The organism is Oxalobacter paraformigenes (assembly GCF_000158475.2).
In the GTDB taxonomy this organism is placed as follows: domain Bacteria; phylum Pseudomonadota; class Gammaproteobacteria; order Burkholderiales; family Burkholderiaceae_D; genus Oxalobacter; species Oxalobacter paraformigenes.
In genome coordinates, this window is record NZ_KI392031.1 from 1,740,062 (window position 1) to 1,759,458 (window position 19,397).

Consider the following 19,397-nt stretch of genomic DNA (forward strand, 5'->3'; position numbering starts at 1 on the left):
ACCGGGCAAGTCATCTACAATATGGCATTTTATTTAACATGCAAGTGTTTCCCGTTCTTGGATCAAGCCGAGAACTGATCAATTTCCTTCGAAAAAATCCATGAGATCCTTTTCCTCTTTAAGAAATGCAAGTGTAATTGTCGCTGTTGCGGCCCTTCTGGTTGCCTGTGGAGATAACGCGGCTCCTCCTGCCCGGTTGCCCGAAGCGGCTTTTGTCACTGTCGCACCTGAGAAAATGGCAGTTGAAAACGAACTTCCCGGCCGGCTCGAATCCTATCGCACCGCAGAAGTGCGAGCACGTGTTCCCGGGGTCATTCTTAAAAGAGCCTTTGAAGAGGGCGCTTATGTCAAGCAGGGGCAACTTCTCTTCCAGATCGATCCACGCAGTTACGAGGCTTCTGTACAAAGCGCAAAAGCCACTGTTGCCCGCGCTGAAGCGAACAAGGTTCAGGCCGATCTCAAACTGAAACGATACACTCCCCTGGTGGAAATCAACGCTATCAGCAAACAGGAATACGATGACGCTATCGCCGCGCAAAAGCAAGCGGCAGCCGATGTCGAAGCGGCCAAAGCGGCCTTGACCAACGCCCGGCTGGATCTGGAATACGCGCACGTTACCGCGCCGATTTCCGGAAAAATCGGACGAGCGATGGTAACGGAAGGTGCGTTGGTCGGTCAGAACGAGACAACGCTTCTGGCTACGATTCAGCAGATCAATCCCATTTATCTGAATCTGACCCAATCCAGCGCAGAGTTATTGAAGCTCCGTCAGATGATGCAAAACGGAATGCTGAAAGACACTGACAAATCCGGTCTGAAAGTGACCATGGTCATGGAAGACGGATCTGTTTTCCCTGAAACCGGAAAACTGCTTTTCTCTGATATCACCGTCGATCCGACTACCGGCGAATTGGCGATCAGGGCACTTTTCCCGAACCCGAAAAATATGGTGCTTCCGGGCATGTTCGTGCGCGCCAGACTGGAACAGGCCGTTAATGAAAACGCCATTATCATTCCCCAGCAGGCTGTTCAGCATTCCAATGACGGTTCAACTGTCATGATTGTCAACAATGACAACAAGATTGAAATCCGTAATGTGAAAACAGGTGCGGCCGTTGGTAATCGCTGGCTCGTTACCGAAGGATTGCAGCCCGGTGACCGGGTTGTCGTTGAAGGCCTCCAGAAAATCAGGCCGGGATCGCAGGTCAAGGCCGTGCCATGGGAAGACCCGCTGAACCAAAAAGCCGAAACAGCCACACCCGAAATACCGGCTGAACCTGTTGAAAAAGCCGAAATGCCCACAGAAGGTACAGCAGCAGAGGCCTCTGGCGCAGCGCAATCTGCGGCGCCCGCACAACCACTTGCCTCTTCAACAAAAGCTGAATAAGCAAAAAGAAGGAACATTTTATGGCTAGGTTTTTTATCGACCGCCCTATTTTTGCGTGGGTTATCGCGATTTTTATTACGCTGGCAGGTATCCTGTCTATTTTGAATCTGCCCGTTTCGCAATATCCGAATGTCGCGCCTCCCCAGGTGACGGTCACGGTCACTTATCCCGGCGCAACTGCCAAGACGGTCGAAGACAGCGTTATCCAGATCATCGAACAGGAAATGAACGGCGCTACCGGGCTTCAGTACTTCGAATCGGAAAGCCGTACCGGAGCCGGATCGATCACGCTTTCTTTTACGCCCGATACAGATGTGGAACTGGCTGCTGTGGACGTCCTGAACCGTCTCAAACGCGTCGAATCCCGTTTGCCCGAGGCGGTGATGCAACAGGGCGTTAACATCAACAAGTCCCGCAGCAACTTCCTGGCGATCGTTTCGCTTATTTCCACGGACGGCCGCATGGACCGGATCGATTTGGGGGACTATGTATACCGGAATGTCCTTTATGAAATCAAGCGGCTTCCCGGCGTGGGCGATGCAACGGTGTTCGGCAGTGAAAAAGCGATGCGTGTCTGGATCGATCCGATCAAGCTGACCGGCCTGAACCTGACAGCCGGCGACGTCGCCAATGCCATCCGGAACCAGAATACGGTCGTTACGTCCGGCGCCATCGCCAATCCACCGAATACCGGGGCGGAAACGTTTACAGCCAATGTGAATGTACACGGACAGTTGCAGACTGTAGAGGAATTCGAGAACATTGTTTTACGCGCCAACACGGACGGTTCCGTTGTCCGTTTAAAGGATGTGGCCCGTATCGAACTGGGTGGACAATCATACGATACCTATGCCCGGCTTAACGGCAATCCGGTTTCCGGATTTGGCGTTCAGCCGACCGCAACGGCCAATACGATGGCTGTCATGCAGTCCATTCGCGACAAAATGGAGGAATTGTCCCAGTATTTCCCCGAAGGGGTCACATACAGTATCGAAAACGATACGTCCAAATTCGTCAGCGCCTCCATTCATGAAGTGATCAAGACGCTGTTTGAAGGCATTTTCCTTGTCTTCATCATCATGTATCTGTTCCTCCAGAATTTCAGGTACACGATCATTCCGACCATCGTTGTTCCGATCGCGCTGCTGGGAACATTTGCGGTCATGAAGGCGCTCGGATTTTCGATCAACATGCTTACCATGTTCGGTATGGTGCTTTCCATCGGTATTCTGATCGACGATGCCATTGTCGTGGTCGAAAACGTGGAACGCATCATGGCGGAAGAAGGATTGTCGCCGCGTGACGCAACGTATAAAGCCATGGGACAGATCACCGGCGCCATTATCGGTATTTCGACGGTTTTGACGGCTGTTTTCATTCCGATGGCTTTTTTCAGCGGTTCTGTCGGGGCCATTTACCGGCAGTTTTCCATTACCATGGTAGCGTCCATGATCTTTTCGGCTTTCCTCGCTTTATCGCTGACGCCGGCTCTGTGCGCCACGATTTTGAAACCGATCGATCCCAATGCGCACAGCGAGAAAAGAGGGTTTTTCGGCTGGTTCAACCGCCGCTTTCACAGCATGACATTGACTTATGAGCGCCAGGTTTCCAAAATGTTTGGCAAAACCATGCGTTACATGCTCATCTATGGAGCGATCGTTTTATGTGCCGCCTTCATGTTCTGGAAATTGCCAACCTCGTTTTTGCCAAATGAAGACCAGGGGTATGTCTACACCAATGTCCAGCTTCCGGCTGGCGCAACACAGGCCAGGACGCTGGAAACGCTTAAAGTCGTCGAAGACCAGTTTTCCAAGGAACCCGGTGTCGAGAGCGTCATTACGGTTGTTGGTCACAGCTTTTCAGGTAACGGCCAAAACGGCGGTCTGGCTTTCGTTACGCTGAAAGACTGGGGAGAAAGAGATTCCGACAATTCGGCAGATTCGATCATACAGAGAGCTTTCGGCCGATTCTCCCAGATTCGCGATGCCATCGTTTTTCCCATGAATCCGCCCCCCATTCGTGAATTGGGCAACGAAACAGGATTCGTGTTCCGTTTGCAGGATCGTTCCAGCAAAGGAAACGAAGCGCTGGTGGCGGCACGCAACCGCTTGCTTCAGCTTGCCAGCGAAAGTAAGGTTCTCAAAAACGTGCGGTTCGACGGAATGGAAAACGCCCCTCAGCTTAGCTTAAACATCGACCGCGACAAAGCCAATGCTTTGGGTGTTTCTTTTGAAGACATCAATACTACCTTGTCGACGGCTTTCGGTTCCAGTTACGTCAACGATTTCGACAGCAAAGGACGGCAGCAACGCGTGATTGTCCAGCTTGACGCTTCAGAACGCATGACGCCTGAAGACTTCAAGAATCTGTATGTCCGCAACGTCCACGGAACAATGGTGCCTTTCTCGGCATTTACCTCAACTGCCTGGAATAACGGTCCCATCCAGCTGATCCGGTACAATGGCTATCCTGCCATGCGTATTACCGGCGCGCCGGCCGAAGGTTACAGTACTGGCGATGCCATGAATGAAATGGTCTCGCTGATGCAACAGATTCCGGAAGGTTTCGGTTATGAATGGACAGGCCAGTCTCTTGAAGAACAGGCATCCGGTTCACAAGCTCCAATGCTGTATGCACTTTCACTTCTGGCGGTTTTCCTCTGTCTGGCTGCCTTGTACGAAAGCACGTCCATCCCGGTTGCGGTGCTTCTTGTGGTTCCATTAGGGGTTATCGGCGCCCTGATCGGTGTGTTTATTCGCGGCATGCCCAATGACGTTTACTTCAAGGTCGGTCTGATCGCCACCATCGGTCTGTCGGCCAAGAACGCCATCCTGATCGTTGAATTTGCGAAAGACCTTCAGGCACAGGGCAAGGGACTTATCCGTTCTACGCTGGAAGCGGTACGCTTGCGGTTCCGCCCGATTATCATGACCTCTCTGGCTTTTATTCTGGGGGTTGTTCCATTGGCAATTGCTTCCGGAGCCGGTTCCGCAGCACAACGCGCTATCGGTACCGGCGTGTTGTTCGGTATGATTACCGCTACGGTTCTGGCCGTGTATTTTGTGCCGATATTCTTTATTGTCGTCCGCTCCATTTTTGGAGGAAGCAAGCGGCAACAGGCCATGTATGCCGCACACAACACGCAGGACAGAAAGAAACCCTGGAAAATTGCATGGGAATTTTTGAATCGTGGAAGCAAAAAGGACAAAACAGATGATTAAGCAATGTACGCTGGCTTTGCTCGCTGCCGGTATCCTCGGAGGGTGCAGCATGGCGCCGACTTATCTGCGGCCTGACGCCCCGATAGAAAGCCAGTATCCCGACAACACCAGTTCTTCTGCGACGACCCCGGTTCCTGAAATCGGCTGGAATGAATTTTTTCATGAACCCAGGCTAAGAGCGCTGATTGCTGCCGCCATCGAAAACAATCGCGACCTGAGAATCGCCGCCTTGCGTATCGAGGAAGCACGCGCCTTATACAACGTCCAGTGGGCGGATCGCCTGCCGACCTTTCAGATGGAAGGAGACGCTTCCCGTTCCAGAACGATCGGTGGGCTGGCACCGACCGAATCCATGCTCACACAAGGTAACTACCGTGTCGGACTGGGCATTTCCGCTTTCGAGCTGGATTTTTTCGGCCGTGTGAAAAGTTTGACGGATGCAGCACTCGCACAGTACCTGGCGACAGAAGAAGCCCAGCGTTCCGCCTACATCAGTCTTGTGTCGGAAGTGGCAAAAACCTATCTGACCGAACGTGCCCAATCCAAGCAGATTGAACTGGCAAGACAATCCTACGAATCGTACAAACATTCATACGAGTTGATGCAGAAGCGCTATGAAGTGGGCGCGTCGTCTGCACTGGAGTTGAGGCAATACGAAACGCTGATGCAGTCCGCTCTGGTTTCACTCTCTACCTTGCAAAGAGAACGCGCCCAGACTGAAAATGCACTGGTCGTTTTGATCGGCGGCAAACAGATCAAGGACTTGCCGCCTCCACATGATCTTTCCGAAGACGACATTATGCAGGATATTCCGGCAGGTCTCCCGTCGGATCTGTTGACAAACCGGCCTGACATCCGCCAGTACGAACAACTTCTGAAATCGGCAAACGCCAATATCGGTGCTGCCAGAGCGGCTTTTTTCCCGCGTATTACGTTAACAGCCTTTGCCGGAACTACCAGCTCGAGTCTGTCGGGCCTGTTTGAGGCCGGTACAGGAGCCTGGACATTTTTGCCCCAATTGACTTTGCCCATTTTCGATGCCGGACGGAACATCGCCAATCTGGACGTAGCGGAAGCCCGAAAGAACATTGCTGTTGCCGAATACGAAAAGACTATTCAGGTGGCTTTCCGGGAGGTAGCGGATGCTTTGACAGCGCGCGACTGGTTAAACGAACAGGTCAAGGCACAGGCCGCTGTTTTGAATTCGGAAACGGAACGCCTGAAACTGGCTGAAGCGCGTTACAATAACGGTATTGCCAGTTCACTGGAAGTTTTCGATGCACAGAGGCAACAGTTTGCAGCTGAGCAGTCGCTGGTCGATGCACGGCTTTTACGTCTGGTTAACGCTGTCGAGCTGTATCGTTCGCTGGGGGGCGGTCTGGTGGATTCCGGCTCCGCAAAACCGGAGTCGCCACAAAAATCCGTCCCGCAAAACGAAGCGGGTTAATGAATTTTCGGTGACTTTCCGGGCCGGCGCTTCTTCTCTGGTAATAAATACACTGCGCCGGTTTTATTAAAAGTACCCGAAGAGCGAATACCGAACGTCAAATTGTTCTGTTTTTGGCTATAATCAATTTGTCGTTTATTGATGCTGGCATTATTTTTTATAGTCAGTATCCGTTAAAATATATGGTTATAATCGCCTTATCCGGTTATGGCGGTCTTTCTGTGATACCGGCATTTTTCATGGAGCATGACTTTTCGATTCATATCCATGAGTGAACTGATACATCATGGTATGCCAGATTACGATATCTGGCGTTCGTTTTTTTAAACAGACACATCCCTCACTTTCCGAGGACATCATGACTAACACTATCAAAACCATCAGTGACGCTTCTTTTGAAACGGATGTACTCAAATCGGACAAGCCCGTTCTGGTCGATTTCTGGGCGGAATGGTGCGGCCCTTGCAAAATGGTCGCTCCGATTATCGACGAAGTGGCCAAAGAATATGCAGGCAAACTCAACTTCGCCAAAATGGATGTCGATTCAAATCAGGTCACTCCCGCCAAATTCGGCATTCGCGGCATTCCCACATTGATTTTGTTTAAAAATGGCGCTATTGTTTCCCAAAAGGTCGGAGCGTTGAGCAAAAATCAATTAATGGCTTTTATTGACAGCAATATCTGATATCATCAGTCAATGGCGGTAACTTTACCGCCATTTCATACGTCATCATCCATCTTCAACCGCTAGTCTCTTCTTGTTTTTTATCTCTGGTTGTGAACCCTTAAGTTTTCATTATGCATTTATCCGAATTAAAGTCTCTGCACGTGTCCGCACTGCTGGAAATGGCACTTAGCCTTGATATTGATAACGCTGCCCGCATGCGCAAACAGGAGTTGATGTTTGCGATTTTAAAAAAACGGGCCAAGGCTGGCGAACAGGTTTACGGAGACGGCGCACTGGAAATTCTTCCGGACGGTTTTGGTTTTCTCCGTTCTCCCGATGCCAGCTATATGGCATCGACAGACGACATTTACATTTCTCCTTCCCAGATCAGGCGTTTCAACCTTCATACGGGCGATTCCATTGAAGGCGAAGTCAGAACGCCAAAAGACGGAGAACGTTATTTCGCCCTGGTCAAAGTCGACAAAGTCAACGGCGCGCCACCCGAGGCGTCCAAACACCGGATGCTGTTCGAAAACCTCACCCCCCTGCACCCGGATGAACCCTTGAAGCTGGAACGCGATATCAGTTCCCAGGAAAACATTACCGGCCGCATCATCGACATGATTGCGCCGATTGGCAAGGGCCAGCGCGGTTTGCTGGTGGCTTCGCCCAAATCCGGCAAAACGGTTATATTGCAGCATATGGCTCATGCCATTACAGCCAATCATCCGGATGTTACCCTGTTTGTCCTTCTGATCGATGAACGCCCGGAAGAAGTGACTGAAATGCAGCGATCCGTTCGCGGCGAAGTCATTGCCTCAACCTTTGACGAACCGGCCACCCGCCATGTCCAGGTTGCCGAAATGGTGCTTGAAAAGGCCAAACGGCTGGTGGAAATGAAAAAAGACGTAGTCATTCTCCTCGATTCCATCACCCGGCTGGCACGAGCCTACAACACCGTAATACCCGCTTCCGGCAAGGTTCTGACGGGCGGTGTTGACGCAAATGCCCTGCAACGTCCGAAACGTTTCTTTGGCGCCGCACGCAATGTGGAAGAAGGCGGTTCTCTGACCATTATTGCAACGGCACTGGTCGAAACCGGCAGCCGCATGGATGACGTTATTTATGAAGAATTCAAGGGAACCGGCAATATGGAAGTTCATCTTGAACGCCGCCTCGCGGAAAAACGCGTTTACCCTGCCATCAATCTGAACAAATCGGGAACGCGTCGCGAGGAATTGCTGATCAAACCGGATCAATTGCAGAAAATCTGGATTCTGCGCAAACTTCTGTATGGCATGGACGAAATCGAAGCTATGGAATTCATTCTCGACAAAATGAAAGCCACCAAAAACAATGCCGATTTCTTTGATCTGATGCGTCGGGGCGGCTAGATTTCAAACAGTTTGCTGATTTTTATCAAACGGTTACCGGGAAATGATAAAACCGGTAACCGTTTCTCTTTTGAAAACTGTCCCGTCTCATATCCGGTTTTCCAGATATTCTGAGTCACGTTTAACTACCTGTTCCTTTTCCGGGCACTCATGTTTTTTGTAATAACTGTTTCCACCCATTTGAAGATGACCGATAATAGAACCGGTTTATTTAAAAAACAGGAAATATCCCGGCAATTTGAAACAAGCGGGCATGTCCATCCATAAAACGATTCAGGGAGTAAAATACATGGATATCAAGGGAACGAAAACCGAGAAAAACATTATTGAAGCCTTCATCAACGAAACCCAGTCCGCACTGATATACGATTACGCCGCCTATCGCGCGGATGTTGAAGGCCACAATGAAATCATCACGAAACTGCGTTCCAGCGCTGCAATCCGTCGGGGACACGCTATGGGCAATATGCAGCTTTTGCAGAAAAACCCGCTTACCGATCTTTCTACCAATATTACCCGTCTGAACCTGCAATCGGCTATCGCCACGGCAACGCGCCTTTATCACGATGTTTATCCGAAAATGGCGGAAATTGCCCGCGAAGAAAATCTGGACGATATTGCCAACTGGTTCGAAACCCTGGCCAAGGCGGAACGAATGGAAGCCAAACTGTACGAAGAAGCCTTGAAAACCCTTCTCGATTGATTCTTTCCACAAATCGACAGAAAAACGGCCGGATAAATATGTAATTTATCCGGCCGTTTTATCACGCAAGGTCAAATTTCCGGAGACTATTCTTCAGGCAGCAAAATTTGCTGGTCCTTGCTGAACTGGTAATCGCGGAAAATATGTTCCGCCCCCAATATCCGGTAAGTACCGTCCGGCAGCTGGCGGGTTGTATCTTTAAGCCGGTATGTGTAATGTCCGCAAGTCCAGACATTGTAATTACGCATATGCGTACACAGGCATGTCTTGTCTTTTATGCAGATATTCTTGCCATCAGGATGCTGTTCCAGCTCGCGATAATACGATTTCAGGTATTCGCACTTTCCATTTTCCAGAATGTAGCCATACGATTCACAATTCGGACGCAATCCTTTGGCAATTGCAGGAGAATTCTTCAGCATCCGCATCGGATAGCCGGTTGGAGATATCTGGTTCACCTCGATATCGTCTTCCCCTGCCTTGAGATATTCCTGTTTGACATCGTCCGGCAGCCCGCTTTCCTGTGCGATGGTAAAACGGGTCGCTACCTGAACCCCGGCCACACCGTTTTCCAGAAAAGAAACCGCATCGGAACCCGTAAAAATACCGCCCGCGGCAATCAGTGGAATAGCCAGTTCTTCTGTTTTCAGGAACTGATGGATTTCCGCAACGATTGTTTTGAGATCGTATTTGGCCCAGTCCATCCCGAAACCGAGGTGACCACCCGCCAGCGGCCCCTCGACGACCACATAGTCCGGTAGCCGATTCAGTTTGGCATTACGCCTCAAAAAGATTTGCAAGGCACGCAAAGACGAGACGATGATGCCCAGTTTGGCGTCCCTGAAACGGGGGTGATCTTCAATCAGCCTGAGCGAATTGGGATGCAAGCCTGCGGCAAGCGTTATGCCATCGATTCCGGCATCTAACGCGGCTTTCAGTCTGACGCGCAAGGTATCACGTGACGCATTCATGGTCAGTTTTTCCATGCAATTGGTAAAAATCAGACCATCGCCCCGTTTTTTTTCCATGACGTTTCCGACATGCAGTTTTGTCGACTCTTCCACGGCCCCCAAGTCGAAATGAATGCCGGTTTTATCCTGTATCTTGATGAAATCCTTGTACTGGCGGGTTTTATCTCTCGTGAAATGAGTACCGAAATAACGATCCGCCGTATCCAGCGACATGGCATCGGAAATATGCCCGATACCGCCCAGACGGGCCGCTTCCAGCGCCAGTTGCGGAGTGGAAATATCGACGCCCATTCCACCGATAATAATCGGGACATACTCCTTTCCGTTGAATTTCAAGCGGAAATCATCAACACATTTCATTGCTATCCTTGGACTACTGTTAAAGTTAGGCGCCTTATTTTTGTATCTTCTAGGAAAAATGGAGCCAAAAATACGTAATTGCGTCGAACTTGTTCATAAATAGCCCTTAACTTCGGCAAACGCATACATTCATCGTTTTGAAAAGCGCGCCTGCCGCTGTTTCGATTGAGGCCAGACAAGCCAAACTGCACCATTATAATTTTACTTTATGATAATGCAATACAGAAATGGAAATACCCTTCATATTGAATGAATTACAAACAATACCGTTCCGTATCCGCCATTTTCCCGTATCGGTCAATGCGACATCAATACCGGTATGTTTGAATCGCCCAGTACCGTTCTGGTGACACCGCCCAGCAAAAACTCCCTGAATCGGGTATGACCGTACCCTCCCATTACCAGCAAATCCGTTGTCTGGCTTTCAGCAAGCTCCAGGAGGGCGTTTCCTATATGCTTGTTCTTCTGTGGAGGCAATACTTCCACATTGATGCCATGACGCGCCAGATAAAGGGCAATATCGCTGCCGGCCAGTTCCGCATTGACATCCGGCTCATTCTCGACATTGTACATAACGATCTGAACCAGATTCGCCTTTTTCAGAATGGGAATGGCATCTGCCACGGCCCGTATCGACTCGCGGCTGGCATTCCAGCAAATCATGACTCTTTCACCAACGATATCCCTTTCATAGGAGGGAGGAATAATCAGAACAGGCCGGCCAGCATTCATCATGACATATTCCGGAAAATCCGGCGCGACAATGGGCGATTTTTCTTCCAGATTGGTCCGGCCGATCACCACCAGATCGGCAACCCGCGCAAGCAGGCTGATCCCCTGATTGGCTTCGCCATCCACTATTCTTCCTTCATAGGAAGAGACGCCCATCCTCTTCGCCTCCGTTTCGAACTCTTGCACGAAACGGCCTGCTCTGTCATGAAGAAATTGCAGGTGAGAGGCAAGAACAGGATCCTTCTCGTCAATGTGGGCCTGGTGGAATGTCTGTGTCGAAATACCGATCATTGCCGCCCCGACCAGACAGGCGTTTTCCGCAATTGCCAGATTCGCAGCGATACGGATGCGCTGTTCCGCCACCGATTTTTTATCCAGATGAACCAGTATCGTTTTATATGACATATTCGCCTCCGTGTTTTCCAAATGAAAAAGAGTCGCCCCAAAACTGTCCGGCAGCCTGGCCGGAACAAGACAACCGTTTGGCTACATCTTCTCGAGTTCGAACGCCTTGTGCAGTGCCCTCACAGCCAACTCCATATACTTCTCATCAATAATGACCGAAATTTTGATTTCCGAAGTCGAAATCATCAGAATATTGATGCCTTCTTCAAACAGCGTTCCAAACATCCTGGAAGCAACGCCGACATGGCTTCGCATTCCGATCCCGATGGCGGACACCTTGGAAACCTTTGCATCCCCGATAATATCGGTCGCGCCAACTTCCGCCTTGACCTGGTTATTCAGCAAATCCATGGCCCGGTTATAGTCCGGACGGGGAACGGTAAAGGTGAAATCGGTTTTTCCGCCAACCGATTGATTCTGGATAATCATATCGACTTCGATATTGGCGTCGGCAATCGCCCCCAGAATCTGAAAAGCCACACCGGGCCGGTCAGGGACACCCAATACCGTGATTTTCGCCTCGTCCCGACTGAATGCAATGCCGGAAATAACAGTTTGTTCCATATCAGTGTTTTCTTCTTCAAAAGTGATCAGGGTGCCGGAGCGGGATTCTTCTTCCAGAGGTATGTCGGGATCGGTAAGAGAGGACAATACCCGGGTTGGCACATGGTAATTGCCCGCCAGTTCCACCGAACGCGTCTGCAAAACCTTGGAACCCAGCGAAGCCATTTCCAGCATTTCTTCAAAAGTGATTTTCTTAAGCCTTTTCGCATCCGTAACGACGCGTGGATCAGTTGTATAAACCCCGTCCACATCCGTATAAATGAGACATTCGGCTGCCTTGAGAGCTGCGGCCATCGCTACAGCAGATGTATCCGACCCTCCACGCCCAAGCGTCGTGATATTGCCGGCGTCGCTGATACCCTGAAAGCCCGCTATGATGACGATTTTTCCCTTGTCAAGATTTTCGCGGATTCTTGCCTCGTCAATGGATTGAATACGCGCCTTGGTATGCGATGTATCCGTTTTGACCGGTACCTGCCACCCGGTAAAGGAAACCGCTTCCTTACCGAGTTGTAAAAGCGCCATGGACAACAAACCGATCGAAACCTGTTCGCCGGTAGAAGTGACCATATCCAGTTCGCGCTGATCCGGTTCCGGCATGATTTCCCTCGCCAGACCGATCAGTCTGTTGGTTTCCCCGGCCATTGCGGAAGGAACGACGACCACCTGATATCCGGCATCATGCCATTTGGCGACGCGACGCGCCACATTCTTGATGCGATCAATCGATCCCATCGACGTTCCGCCATATTTATGAACGACTAAAGCCATATAATTATTTTAATGTTGGATATAAACGAAATTTCAACTTTCAACTTTACCGTTTAGGGTAAAAATGCACAAGAGAAACGCGGTGATTGGCGCTTAAAAGACAACTAGGCAGCCGGTTCCCATCGAAAACGGACACATTTTTCCCCGCTTCCGGCATGTCTGGCCGACTGGCCCAGACCGCCGGCAAAAACCAGTTCGTCTTCCATATAGATCAGCGGAAGAAAAGCTCTCTCCCACAAGGGAATCCCCGCTTCCTGATACAGAATTTTCAGCTTCTTGGTCGGGCGCTTGTGCAATTTCAGTTGTGCATTACCCCTATAGGGATCGATTCTCAGTATGCTGTTTTTAAGCCATTCGCTATCCAGACCATTTTCGCACTCTTCAAAAAACAAGGTGCCATACCAGGGCTCAAGTCGGGTGGATCGTTCTCCATTCCAGCGTATGAAACAGGAAGTAAGGGGTTTCATGCGTTTTTTATCGTTTTTCTCCAAAAATACCCTGTTTCTGTATTTTCTGAGTACATATCCCTTTAAAGGCAAATCGACTTGCGCATCCGCTCTGGAATCGACTATCTGTTTTTTTGCCTGCCTGTACCAGGAAGCGGACGGTATCCGGATGCCATTTTCAATGAGCCAGCAACGAAAGAGATTATCCATCCGGTCGGGTCCCAGCTTCCCGGCTTTAACCAGATCCAGCGCATTTTGCGAAATCCGGCACATTTCCAAATCCTGTCTTCCCGTTTCGTTTAACACCTTATTCGCGGAACGCGCGTGCTGCGCCATTCTCGACAGACGGTTCCCAAATCCCGGAAACATGTCCGACAAAACAGGAATCAGACGATGGCGAATTGCATTTCTCGTATATTTCGTATCGTTGTTTGAATCGTCTTCAACACAAGAAAGATTTTTTGCCTTGGCCCACGAAGCCAGTTCTTCACGCGACAAGGACAAAAAAGGTCTTCCCACCCATGTTTTCGTATCGCCCAGCAATTCCGGAGCCTGTGTCACCGAATCCATGCCAGCCAACCCGGCAATTCCCGTACCCCGCATCAAGTGCATTAAAACGGTCTCTACCTGATCGTCTTCATGATGAGCCGTCAAAAGCAGCGTTACTTCATTTTTACGGCACATTTCGCCAAGCGCCGCGTAGCGTTTTGATCTGGCCTCCGCCTCGATACCGTCTCCGCTGCCGCGATCCACCCTGACTTTCCGGCTTTCAAACCGGATGCCCTGCTCCATGCAGGCCGCCTCGCAATGGTTGAGCCATGCATCGGCCTTACGATTCAGGCCATGATGAATGTGAAAAGCGAAAAGTCGAATGTTTTTTTCCGCGGCAAATCGATGTGCACAATGCAGCAAAACTGTCGAATCCAGTCCGCCGCTATAAGCTATCGCTATCGCAGGTACCGCAGAGGATTCCCCGCCCCCCGAAAAAAGAGAGGCATTTTCCGAATTGTAAAAAACGCGCATCAGAATCGTGTCCAATGCGCGTTCGAATGTGTTTTCGACCACCGGATCCTGCAAAACGTATCCTTTATTCAGATTTGACCGTTTCCCTGAACTGTCCGTAATTCAGCCATTTTTCCTGACGCGCAGCAAGCAATTCAGAAACAGGCACATCTTTCAGCTGACGGTACGATTCAGCCAGAGCGCGTTTTAACATCACGGCCATCCCTTTCATGTCACGGTGAGCGCCACCCAGCGGTTCATCAATGATTTTGTCGATCATGCCGATATCCTTCAAGCGTTGTGCTGTCAACCCCAGCGCTTCGGCTGCCTCATTGGCCCGTTCCGCCGTCTTCCACAATATGGACGCGCAACCTTCCGGAGAAATGACTGAATACACCGAATACTGCAACATATGAACCGTATCGGCGACCGCAATGGCCAATGCGCCTCCCGAACCGCCTTCGCCGATGATTGTGGCAATAATCGGCACTTTCAGTTCCGCCATAACGAACAGATTGCGACCGATCGCTTCGGATTGTCCACGCTCTTCGGCATCAATGCCGGGAAACGCGCCAGGTGTATCGATAAAGGTAAATATCGGCAGATTGAATTTTTCCGCCATACGCATCAGGCGCAGCGCTTTCCGGTATCCTTCGGGACGCGGCATTCCGAAATTGCGGAAACTTCTCTCCTTGACGTCACGGCCTTTCTGATGACCCATCACAATACACGGCATGCCGTTGAAACGGGCAAGACCACCCACGATAGCCGGATCGTCGGCAAATGCACGATCCCCATGCAGCTCATGAAAATCGGTGAATATCTCGTTAATGTAATCGAGCGTGTACGGCCTGTTCGGATGACGCGCGATTTGCGACACCTGCCAGGGAGTCAGTCTGGAATAAATTTCCCTGGTCAGCTGACGGCTTTTCTGGGCCAGCTTGGTAATTTCTTCAGAAATATCGACAGCTGAATCATCCTGAACGAAACGCAACTCTTCGATTTTGGCATCCAGTTCAGCAATGGGCTGTTCGAAGCTGAGAAAAGTTGTTTTAGCCACACTATCTCCTTTAACCGACTGCATGGCCTTTTTGCAGTCGCAAAAATTAATTTTTCAGTATTCTACCGGAAGTGGTGTCAAACTGCGCCACAAATACCAGGTCGCGACAGTACGCCAGGGTTTCCAGTTCTTCGCGATTTTCCGGATATCGTTTCCCGAAACCGGTTCCCCGGAAAAATAAGCCATACTGACCCCTTTTTGAAGTCCAACATCATCCAGAGGCAAGATATCGGGTCTTAACAGATTGAAAATCAGGAACATTTCAGCTGTCCACCGTCCAATTCCCCTTATGCGGGTCAGATCGGCAATCACTTCCTCATCTGTCATGTTGCCCCAACGATCGGGCTGGATTTTACGCTCGAGAAAATGAAACGCCAAATCCTTAAGGTACTCGGTTTTTCTTTTTGAAAGGCCGCTGGCCTTAAGCGAACCGGACTCTGCACCCGCTATCTCTTCAGGAGTACATCCCGGACAGACTTCCCGGAAACGTTGCCAGATCGAATCGGCCGCCTTAACCGAGATTTGCTGTCCGACGATCGAACGGACCAGTGTCTGGAAAGGCTCACCGCGACGGGTCAGCCGACCCCTGTCCGGCTCCAGCATCAGACTTTTCAGGACAGGATCCCGCTGCGCCAGTTCCCGGCAGGCACACTCCCAGATACCCGGTTCATCCAGAGAAAGGGCATGGTCTCCGTTCATTTATGCTCGACGCCACTCGGTTTTGCCACCGGGCTTGTCTTCAAGAACGATCCCCTTTTCCAGCAGTTCATTGCGGATTTTGTCCGCTTTGGCAAAGTCCCTGGTCTTTTTAGCCTCCCTACGCGCCTGAATTTGCGCCTCAATCCATTTTTCCTCATTTTCGTCAACTGTGCCGTTTCCCTGCAGGAACTGGCGGGGGTCGCGTTCCAGCAATCCCAGCACGCTACCCAGCGCCTTGAGCTGGGAAGCCACTTCGACCGAATGGGTCCGGTTTACTTCATTTGCCAATTCGAACAGGACCGCTACCGCTTCAGGCGTATTGAAATCATCGTTCATCGCTCGGGAAAAACGAACGGCATGCTCTTCTTGCCAATCGACCGGTTTATCCTGAACATCGATGTCTTTCAGGGCGGTATACAGACGCGTCAGAGCGGATCTGGCATCGTCAAGATGGGCATCCGAATAATTCAGCGGGCTCCGGTAATGCGAACGGATAATAAAGAAACGCAATACTTCTGCATCGTAATTCTTCAGTACATCGCGAATGGTAAAAAAGTTCCCCAGAGACTTGGACATTTTTTCATTATCGACACGCACGAAGCCGTTATGCATCCAGTAATTAACGAAAGGATGGCCGGAAGCGCCTTCAGACTGGGCGATTTCGTTTTCGTGATGCGGAAATTGCAGATCGGCTCCTCCACCGTGGATATCGAAATGATCGCCCAGCAGCTTGCTCGACATGGCAGAACATTCGATATGCCAGCCCGGACGGCCGGCGCCCCATCTGGAAGACCATTTCGCTTCATCCGGTTCGGACGGTTTGGCCGATTTCCACAGCACGAAGTCCAGCGGATCGCGCTTGCCTGTGTTGACATCCACCCGCTCACCGGCGCGCAAATCGTCCAGCGACTTGCCAGACAGTTTTCCATAGCCCCTGAAATCACGGACAGAATAGTTCACATCGCCGTCTTCCGATTGATACGCCAGCCCGTTTTTTTCCAGTTTTGCAATCAGCTCCAGCATTTCCGGAACGTATTCTGTCGCTCTCGGTTCATGATCGGGCGGCAAAATGCCCAGAGCACTGGTATCTTCATGCATGTATTGTGTAAAACGCGCTGTCAGGCTGGAAATGGATTCCCCGTTTTCACCGGCACGATTGATGATCTTGTCGTCGATATCGGTGATATTGCGGACATAAGTGACTTCATATCCCAACGCTTTCAGCCAGCGATAGACAACATCGAAAGACATCATCATGCGTGCATGCCCGATATGACAATAATCGTATATCGTCATACCGCACACATACATGCGTACCTTGCCTGGTTCGATGGGTGTAAAAACCTGCTTGCTTCTCGTCAAGCTGTTGTATATCTGGAGACTGTCCATCTTCGACTTTGTAATGAAAAACAAATAAACGGGTATTTTACTGTGTTATATCCATTTTGACATGTCCGTTCCGTTCACTGGAAACAATAATTGACGTGTAAATCGTTCTTCTTTGAACGTCGGGCAATGCCGCATACATCAAGAGTTTGCTAGAATGCGTTTTCATAAGGGAAAGTATTTTCCGATTTTCCCGTGGATTGTTGAACAGGCAGTTGCCTTCCTGTCCAAAACCGCCTGTTCAAAAGAGAAAAAACCGTTTTTTAATCTTTTAAAGGAATATTATGGCCGTCGCCCTGCATACCAATTTCGGTACGATCAAGATTGAACTGGACGCTGAAAAAGCGCCCAAAACCGTTGAAAACTTCCTTTCTTATGTCCGTTCGGGATTTTATGACAACACCATTTTCCATCGCGTTATCGACGGTTTCATGATCCAGGGCGGCGGTTTCGAACCCGGCATGAACCAGAAAAAAACCAATGCCCCGATTGAAAACGAAGCCAACAACGGTTTGTCCAACGAGACCTATTCCATTGCCATGGCGAGAACGCCGGACCCGCATTCCGCGACAGCCCAGTTTTTCATCAATGTCAACAATAATGATTTCCTGGATTATCCTGGCCAGGACGGATGGGGTTATTGCGTATTCGGCAAGGTAACCGACGGCAAAGACGTTATCGACCGCATCAGAAGTGTTAAAACCGGCCGCGCCGGCATGCATGCCGATGTACCGCTGGAAAACGTTATTATTGAAAAAGCCGAAGAAATCTGAACATTCCCTTCCGACTCCATATGAACCAGCCAGCTGAACAGAAAGCGCAGACCAAAGCGCTTTTCATTGCCGATCTGCATTTGCAGCCGGCAATGAGGAAAACCACGGAAGCCTTCCTGAACTTTTTGCAAAATCAGGGAAAACAGGCCGAACAGCTTTATATTCTCGGCGATCTGTTCGAATATTGGGCAGGTGACGACGATATGGATTCGGAAGCGCTTCAAGTCATTCTTTCCGCTATCCGTCAGGTTGCCGATAGCGGAACGTCTGTTTACTGGCTTAGCGGCAATCGCGATTTTCTGACAGGCGACCACTTTCTCGAAGTGACCGGAGCCAAAGCCCTTCCTGAACTGGCTGTCGTCGATTTCGGTACGGCAAAAGTCATTCTGGCTCACGGGGATGCGCAGTGCACGGATGATGCGGCATATATGCAATTCAGGAAAATGGTCCGCAATCCAGCCTGGCAACAGCAATTTCTCGCTATGCCGCTGGCCCAGAGAAAAGCCGTCATTGCCAGCTTCCGGCAAGACAGCAAGAAAACCAACCAGGAAAAATCCGCCGACATCATGGATGTCAATGCATCCGTTATCGCCGACCTGTTCAGGGAAACCGGCGCGTCTGTCATGATCCACGGCCACACCCATCATCCCGGACGCCATGTCTACCGGAACGAACATGGCGAATGTGTCCGGCTGGTTCTGTCCGACTGGAATCTGGATGGCGATACGCCCCGCGGCGACTGGATTGAAATCGGCAGGGACGGTGAAATCGTCCGGCATTCCCTGTAACAACGTTATCACGTATTACGCAACACCATCAGCCATGGATGGAATCGATTTCCTGCAAGCTTCCGATATCGTCGCACAGCAACTGATCGGTTCCTTTTTTTCCTTTAAAGGGGTCGGCGGCATTATCGTCGAAACCGAGGCTTACGATCAGACCGATCCCGCATCGCACAGTTTTTGCGGCCCGACCAGCCGCAACGCTGTCATGTTCGGGCCACCGGAAGCCATTTATGTTTACCGCTCATACGGTATCCACTGGTGTTTCAATTTTGTCTGTGGAAAAGCAGGACACGGTTCTGCCGTCCTGATCAGGGCAATCGAACCCGTTGAAGGCATTGATATCATGCGAAAGCGGCGCAAATTGACGGATATCCGTCTCTTATGCGCCGGACCCGGACGGGTATGCCAGGCGCTTGACATTACGCAAAAAGAAAACGGACTGCCGCTCAGCTCCGAAAAGTGCGTTCTGAAACCGGGAACAGAACCGGTTGATATCGTTACGGGACCGAGAATAGGCATTTCCAAAGCGACAGACGTGCCCTGGCGCTTCGGTCTGGCCCATTCTCCTTTTTTAAGCCGCCCTTTTCCAAAAGCGTCGCCCGTTTTCAAAAACGGCTGACCCGA

General features: G+C 50.4%; 16 protein-coding genes. 9 read left to right on the forward strand and 7 right to left on the reverse strand.

Translation table 11 applies throughout. The annotated features are described in order from the left end of the window. Positions 1-100: 100 nt before the first annotated feature. From OFAG_RS12385 to OFAG_RS12410, 6 genes are all read left to right on the forward strand, one after another. Positions 101-1,387 carry an efflux RND transporter periplasmic adaptor subunit gene (locus OFAG_RS12385; protein WP_005875599.1) on the forward strand — a complete coding sequence of 429 codons (1,287 nt, stop codon included), beginning with the start codon at positions 101-103 and terminating at the stop codon, positions 1,385-1,387. 20 nt (positions 1,388-1,407) lie between these two features. Beyond that, positions 1,408-4,608, forward strand: coding sequence for an efflux RND transporter permease subunit (locus OFAG_RS12390; RefSeq protein WP_005875597.1), 3,201 nt, complete (start codon positions 1,408-1,410; stop codon positions 4,606-4,608). Further along, a complete protein-coding gene (locus OFAG_RS12395; RefSeq protein ID WP_005875595.1) occupies positions 4,601-6,055 on the forward strand; it encodes an efflux transporter outer membrane subunit in 1,455 nt (484 codons plus the stop codon). Before OFAG_RS12390 ends, OFAG_RS12395 begins: the two co-directional genes overlap by 8 nt. Positions 6,056-6,413: 358 nt before the next feature. Further along, positions 6,414-6,740: a thioredoxin TrxA gene (gene trxA / locus OFAG_RS12400; RefSeq protein ID WP_020995362.1), complete on the forward strand. Its 327-nt coding sequence runs from the start codon at positions 6,414-6,416 to the stop codon at positions 6,738-6,740. 113 nt (positions 6,741-6,853) lie between these two features. Next, positions 6,854-8,116, forward strand: a complete 1,263-nt coding sequence (gene rho, locus OFAG_RS12405) for a transcription termination factor Rho (protein WP_005875591.1) — start codon at positions 6,854-6,856, stop codon at positions 8,114-8,116. A 253-nt stretch (positions 8,117-8,369) separates the two neighbouring features. Beyond that, complete coding sequence (locus OFAG_RS12410; RefSeq protein WP_231371704.1) at positions 8,370-8,819, forward strand: rubrerythrin family protein; 450 nt, start codon at positions 8,370-8,372, stop codon at positions 8,817-8,819. An 86-nt stretch (positions 8,820-8,905) separates the two neighbouring features. Here OFAG_RS12410 and OFAG_RS12415 read toward each other — a convergent pair whose 3' ends face one another. The 7 genes from OFAG_RS12415 to cysS all read right to left on the reverse strand — a co-directional run bounded on the left by OFAG_RS12415 (position 8,906) and on the right by cysS (position 17,218). Further along, positions 8,906-10,150, reverse strand: coding sequence for a nitronate monooxygenase (locus OFAG_RS12415; protein ID WP_005875587.1), 1,245 nt, complete (start codon positions 10,148-10,150; stop codon positions 8,906-8,908). 297 nt (positions 10,151-10,447) lie between these two features. Then, positions 10,448-11,287: a universal stress protein gene (locus tag OFAG_RS12420; RefSeq protein WP_020995363.1), complete on the reverse strand. Its 840-nt coding sequence runs from the start codon at positions 11,285-11,287 to the stop codon at positions 10,448-10,450. A gap of 81 nt (positions 11,288-11,368) precedes the next feature. After that, positions 11,369-12,622: an aspartate kinase gene (locus tag OFAG_RS12425; protein ID WP_005875583.1), complete on the reverse strand. Its 1,254-nt coding sequence runs from the start codon at positions 12,620-12,622 to the stop codon at positions 11,369-11,371. Positions 12,623-12,726: 104 nt separating this feature from the next. Beyond that, positions 12,727-14,145 (reverse strand): tRNA lysidine(34) synthetase TilS, encoded by a 1,419-nt coding sequence (tilS, locus tag OFAG_RS12430; protein ID WP_020995364.1) that lies wholly within the window; start codon positions 14,143-14,145, stop codon positions 12,727-12,729. A gap of 10 nt (positions 14,146-14,155) precedes the next feature. Continuing rightward, entirely contained in the window at positions 14,156-15,130 is a 975-nt protein-coding gene (locus tag OFAG_RS12435; RefSeq protein ID WP_005875580.1) for an acetyl-CoA carboxylase carboxyltransferase subunit alpha, read from the reverse strand. A 54-nt stretch (positions 15,131-15,184) separates the two neighbouring features. Then, positions 15,185-15,829, reverse strand: a complete 645-nt coding sequence (locus tag OFAG_RS12440; protein WP_005875578.1) for a DNA-3-methyladenine glycosylase family protein — start codon at positions 15,827-15,829, stop codon at positions 15,185-15,187. Continuing rightward, a complete protein-coding gene (gene cysS / locus OFAG_RS12445) occupies positions 15,830-17,218 on the reverse strand; it encodes a cysteine--tRNA ligase (protein WP_005875577.1) in 1,389 nt (462 codons plus the stop codon). It abuts the gene before it with no gap. A 281-nt stretch (positions 17,219-17,499) separates the two neighbouring features. Between cysS and OFAG_RS12450 the strand changes: the two genes are divergently transcribed. The 3 genes from OFAG_RS12450 to OFAG_RS12460 are packed head-to-tail and all read left to right on the forward strand — an operon-like array spanning position 17,500 to position 19,392. Then, a complete protein-coding gene (locus OFAG_RS12450; RefSeq protein WP_005875574.1) occupies positions 17,500-17,988 on the forward strand; it encodes a peptidylprolyl isomerase in 489 nt (162 codons plus the stop codon). A 20-nt stretch (positions 17,989-18,008) separates the two neighbouring features. After that, positions 18,009-18,776, forward strand: coding sequence for a UDP-2,3-diacylglucosamine diphosphatase (locus OFAG_RS12455; RefSeq protein ID WP_005875572.1), 768 nt, complete (start codon positions 18,009-18,011; stop codon positions 18,774-18,776). A gap of 34 nt (positions 18,777-18,810) precedes the next feature. Further along, positions 18,811-19,392, forward strand: a complete 582-nt coding sequence (locus tag OFAG_RS12460; RefSeq protein WP_005875570.1) for a DNA-3-methyladenine glycosylase — start codon at positions 18,811-18,813, stop codon at positions 19,390-19,392. Positions 19,393-19,397: the final 5 nt, after the last annotated feature.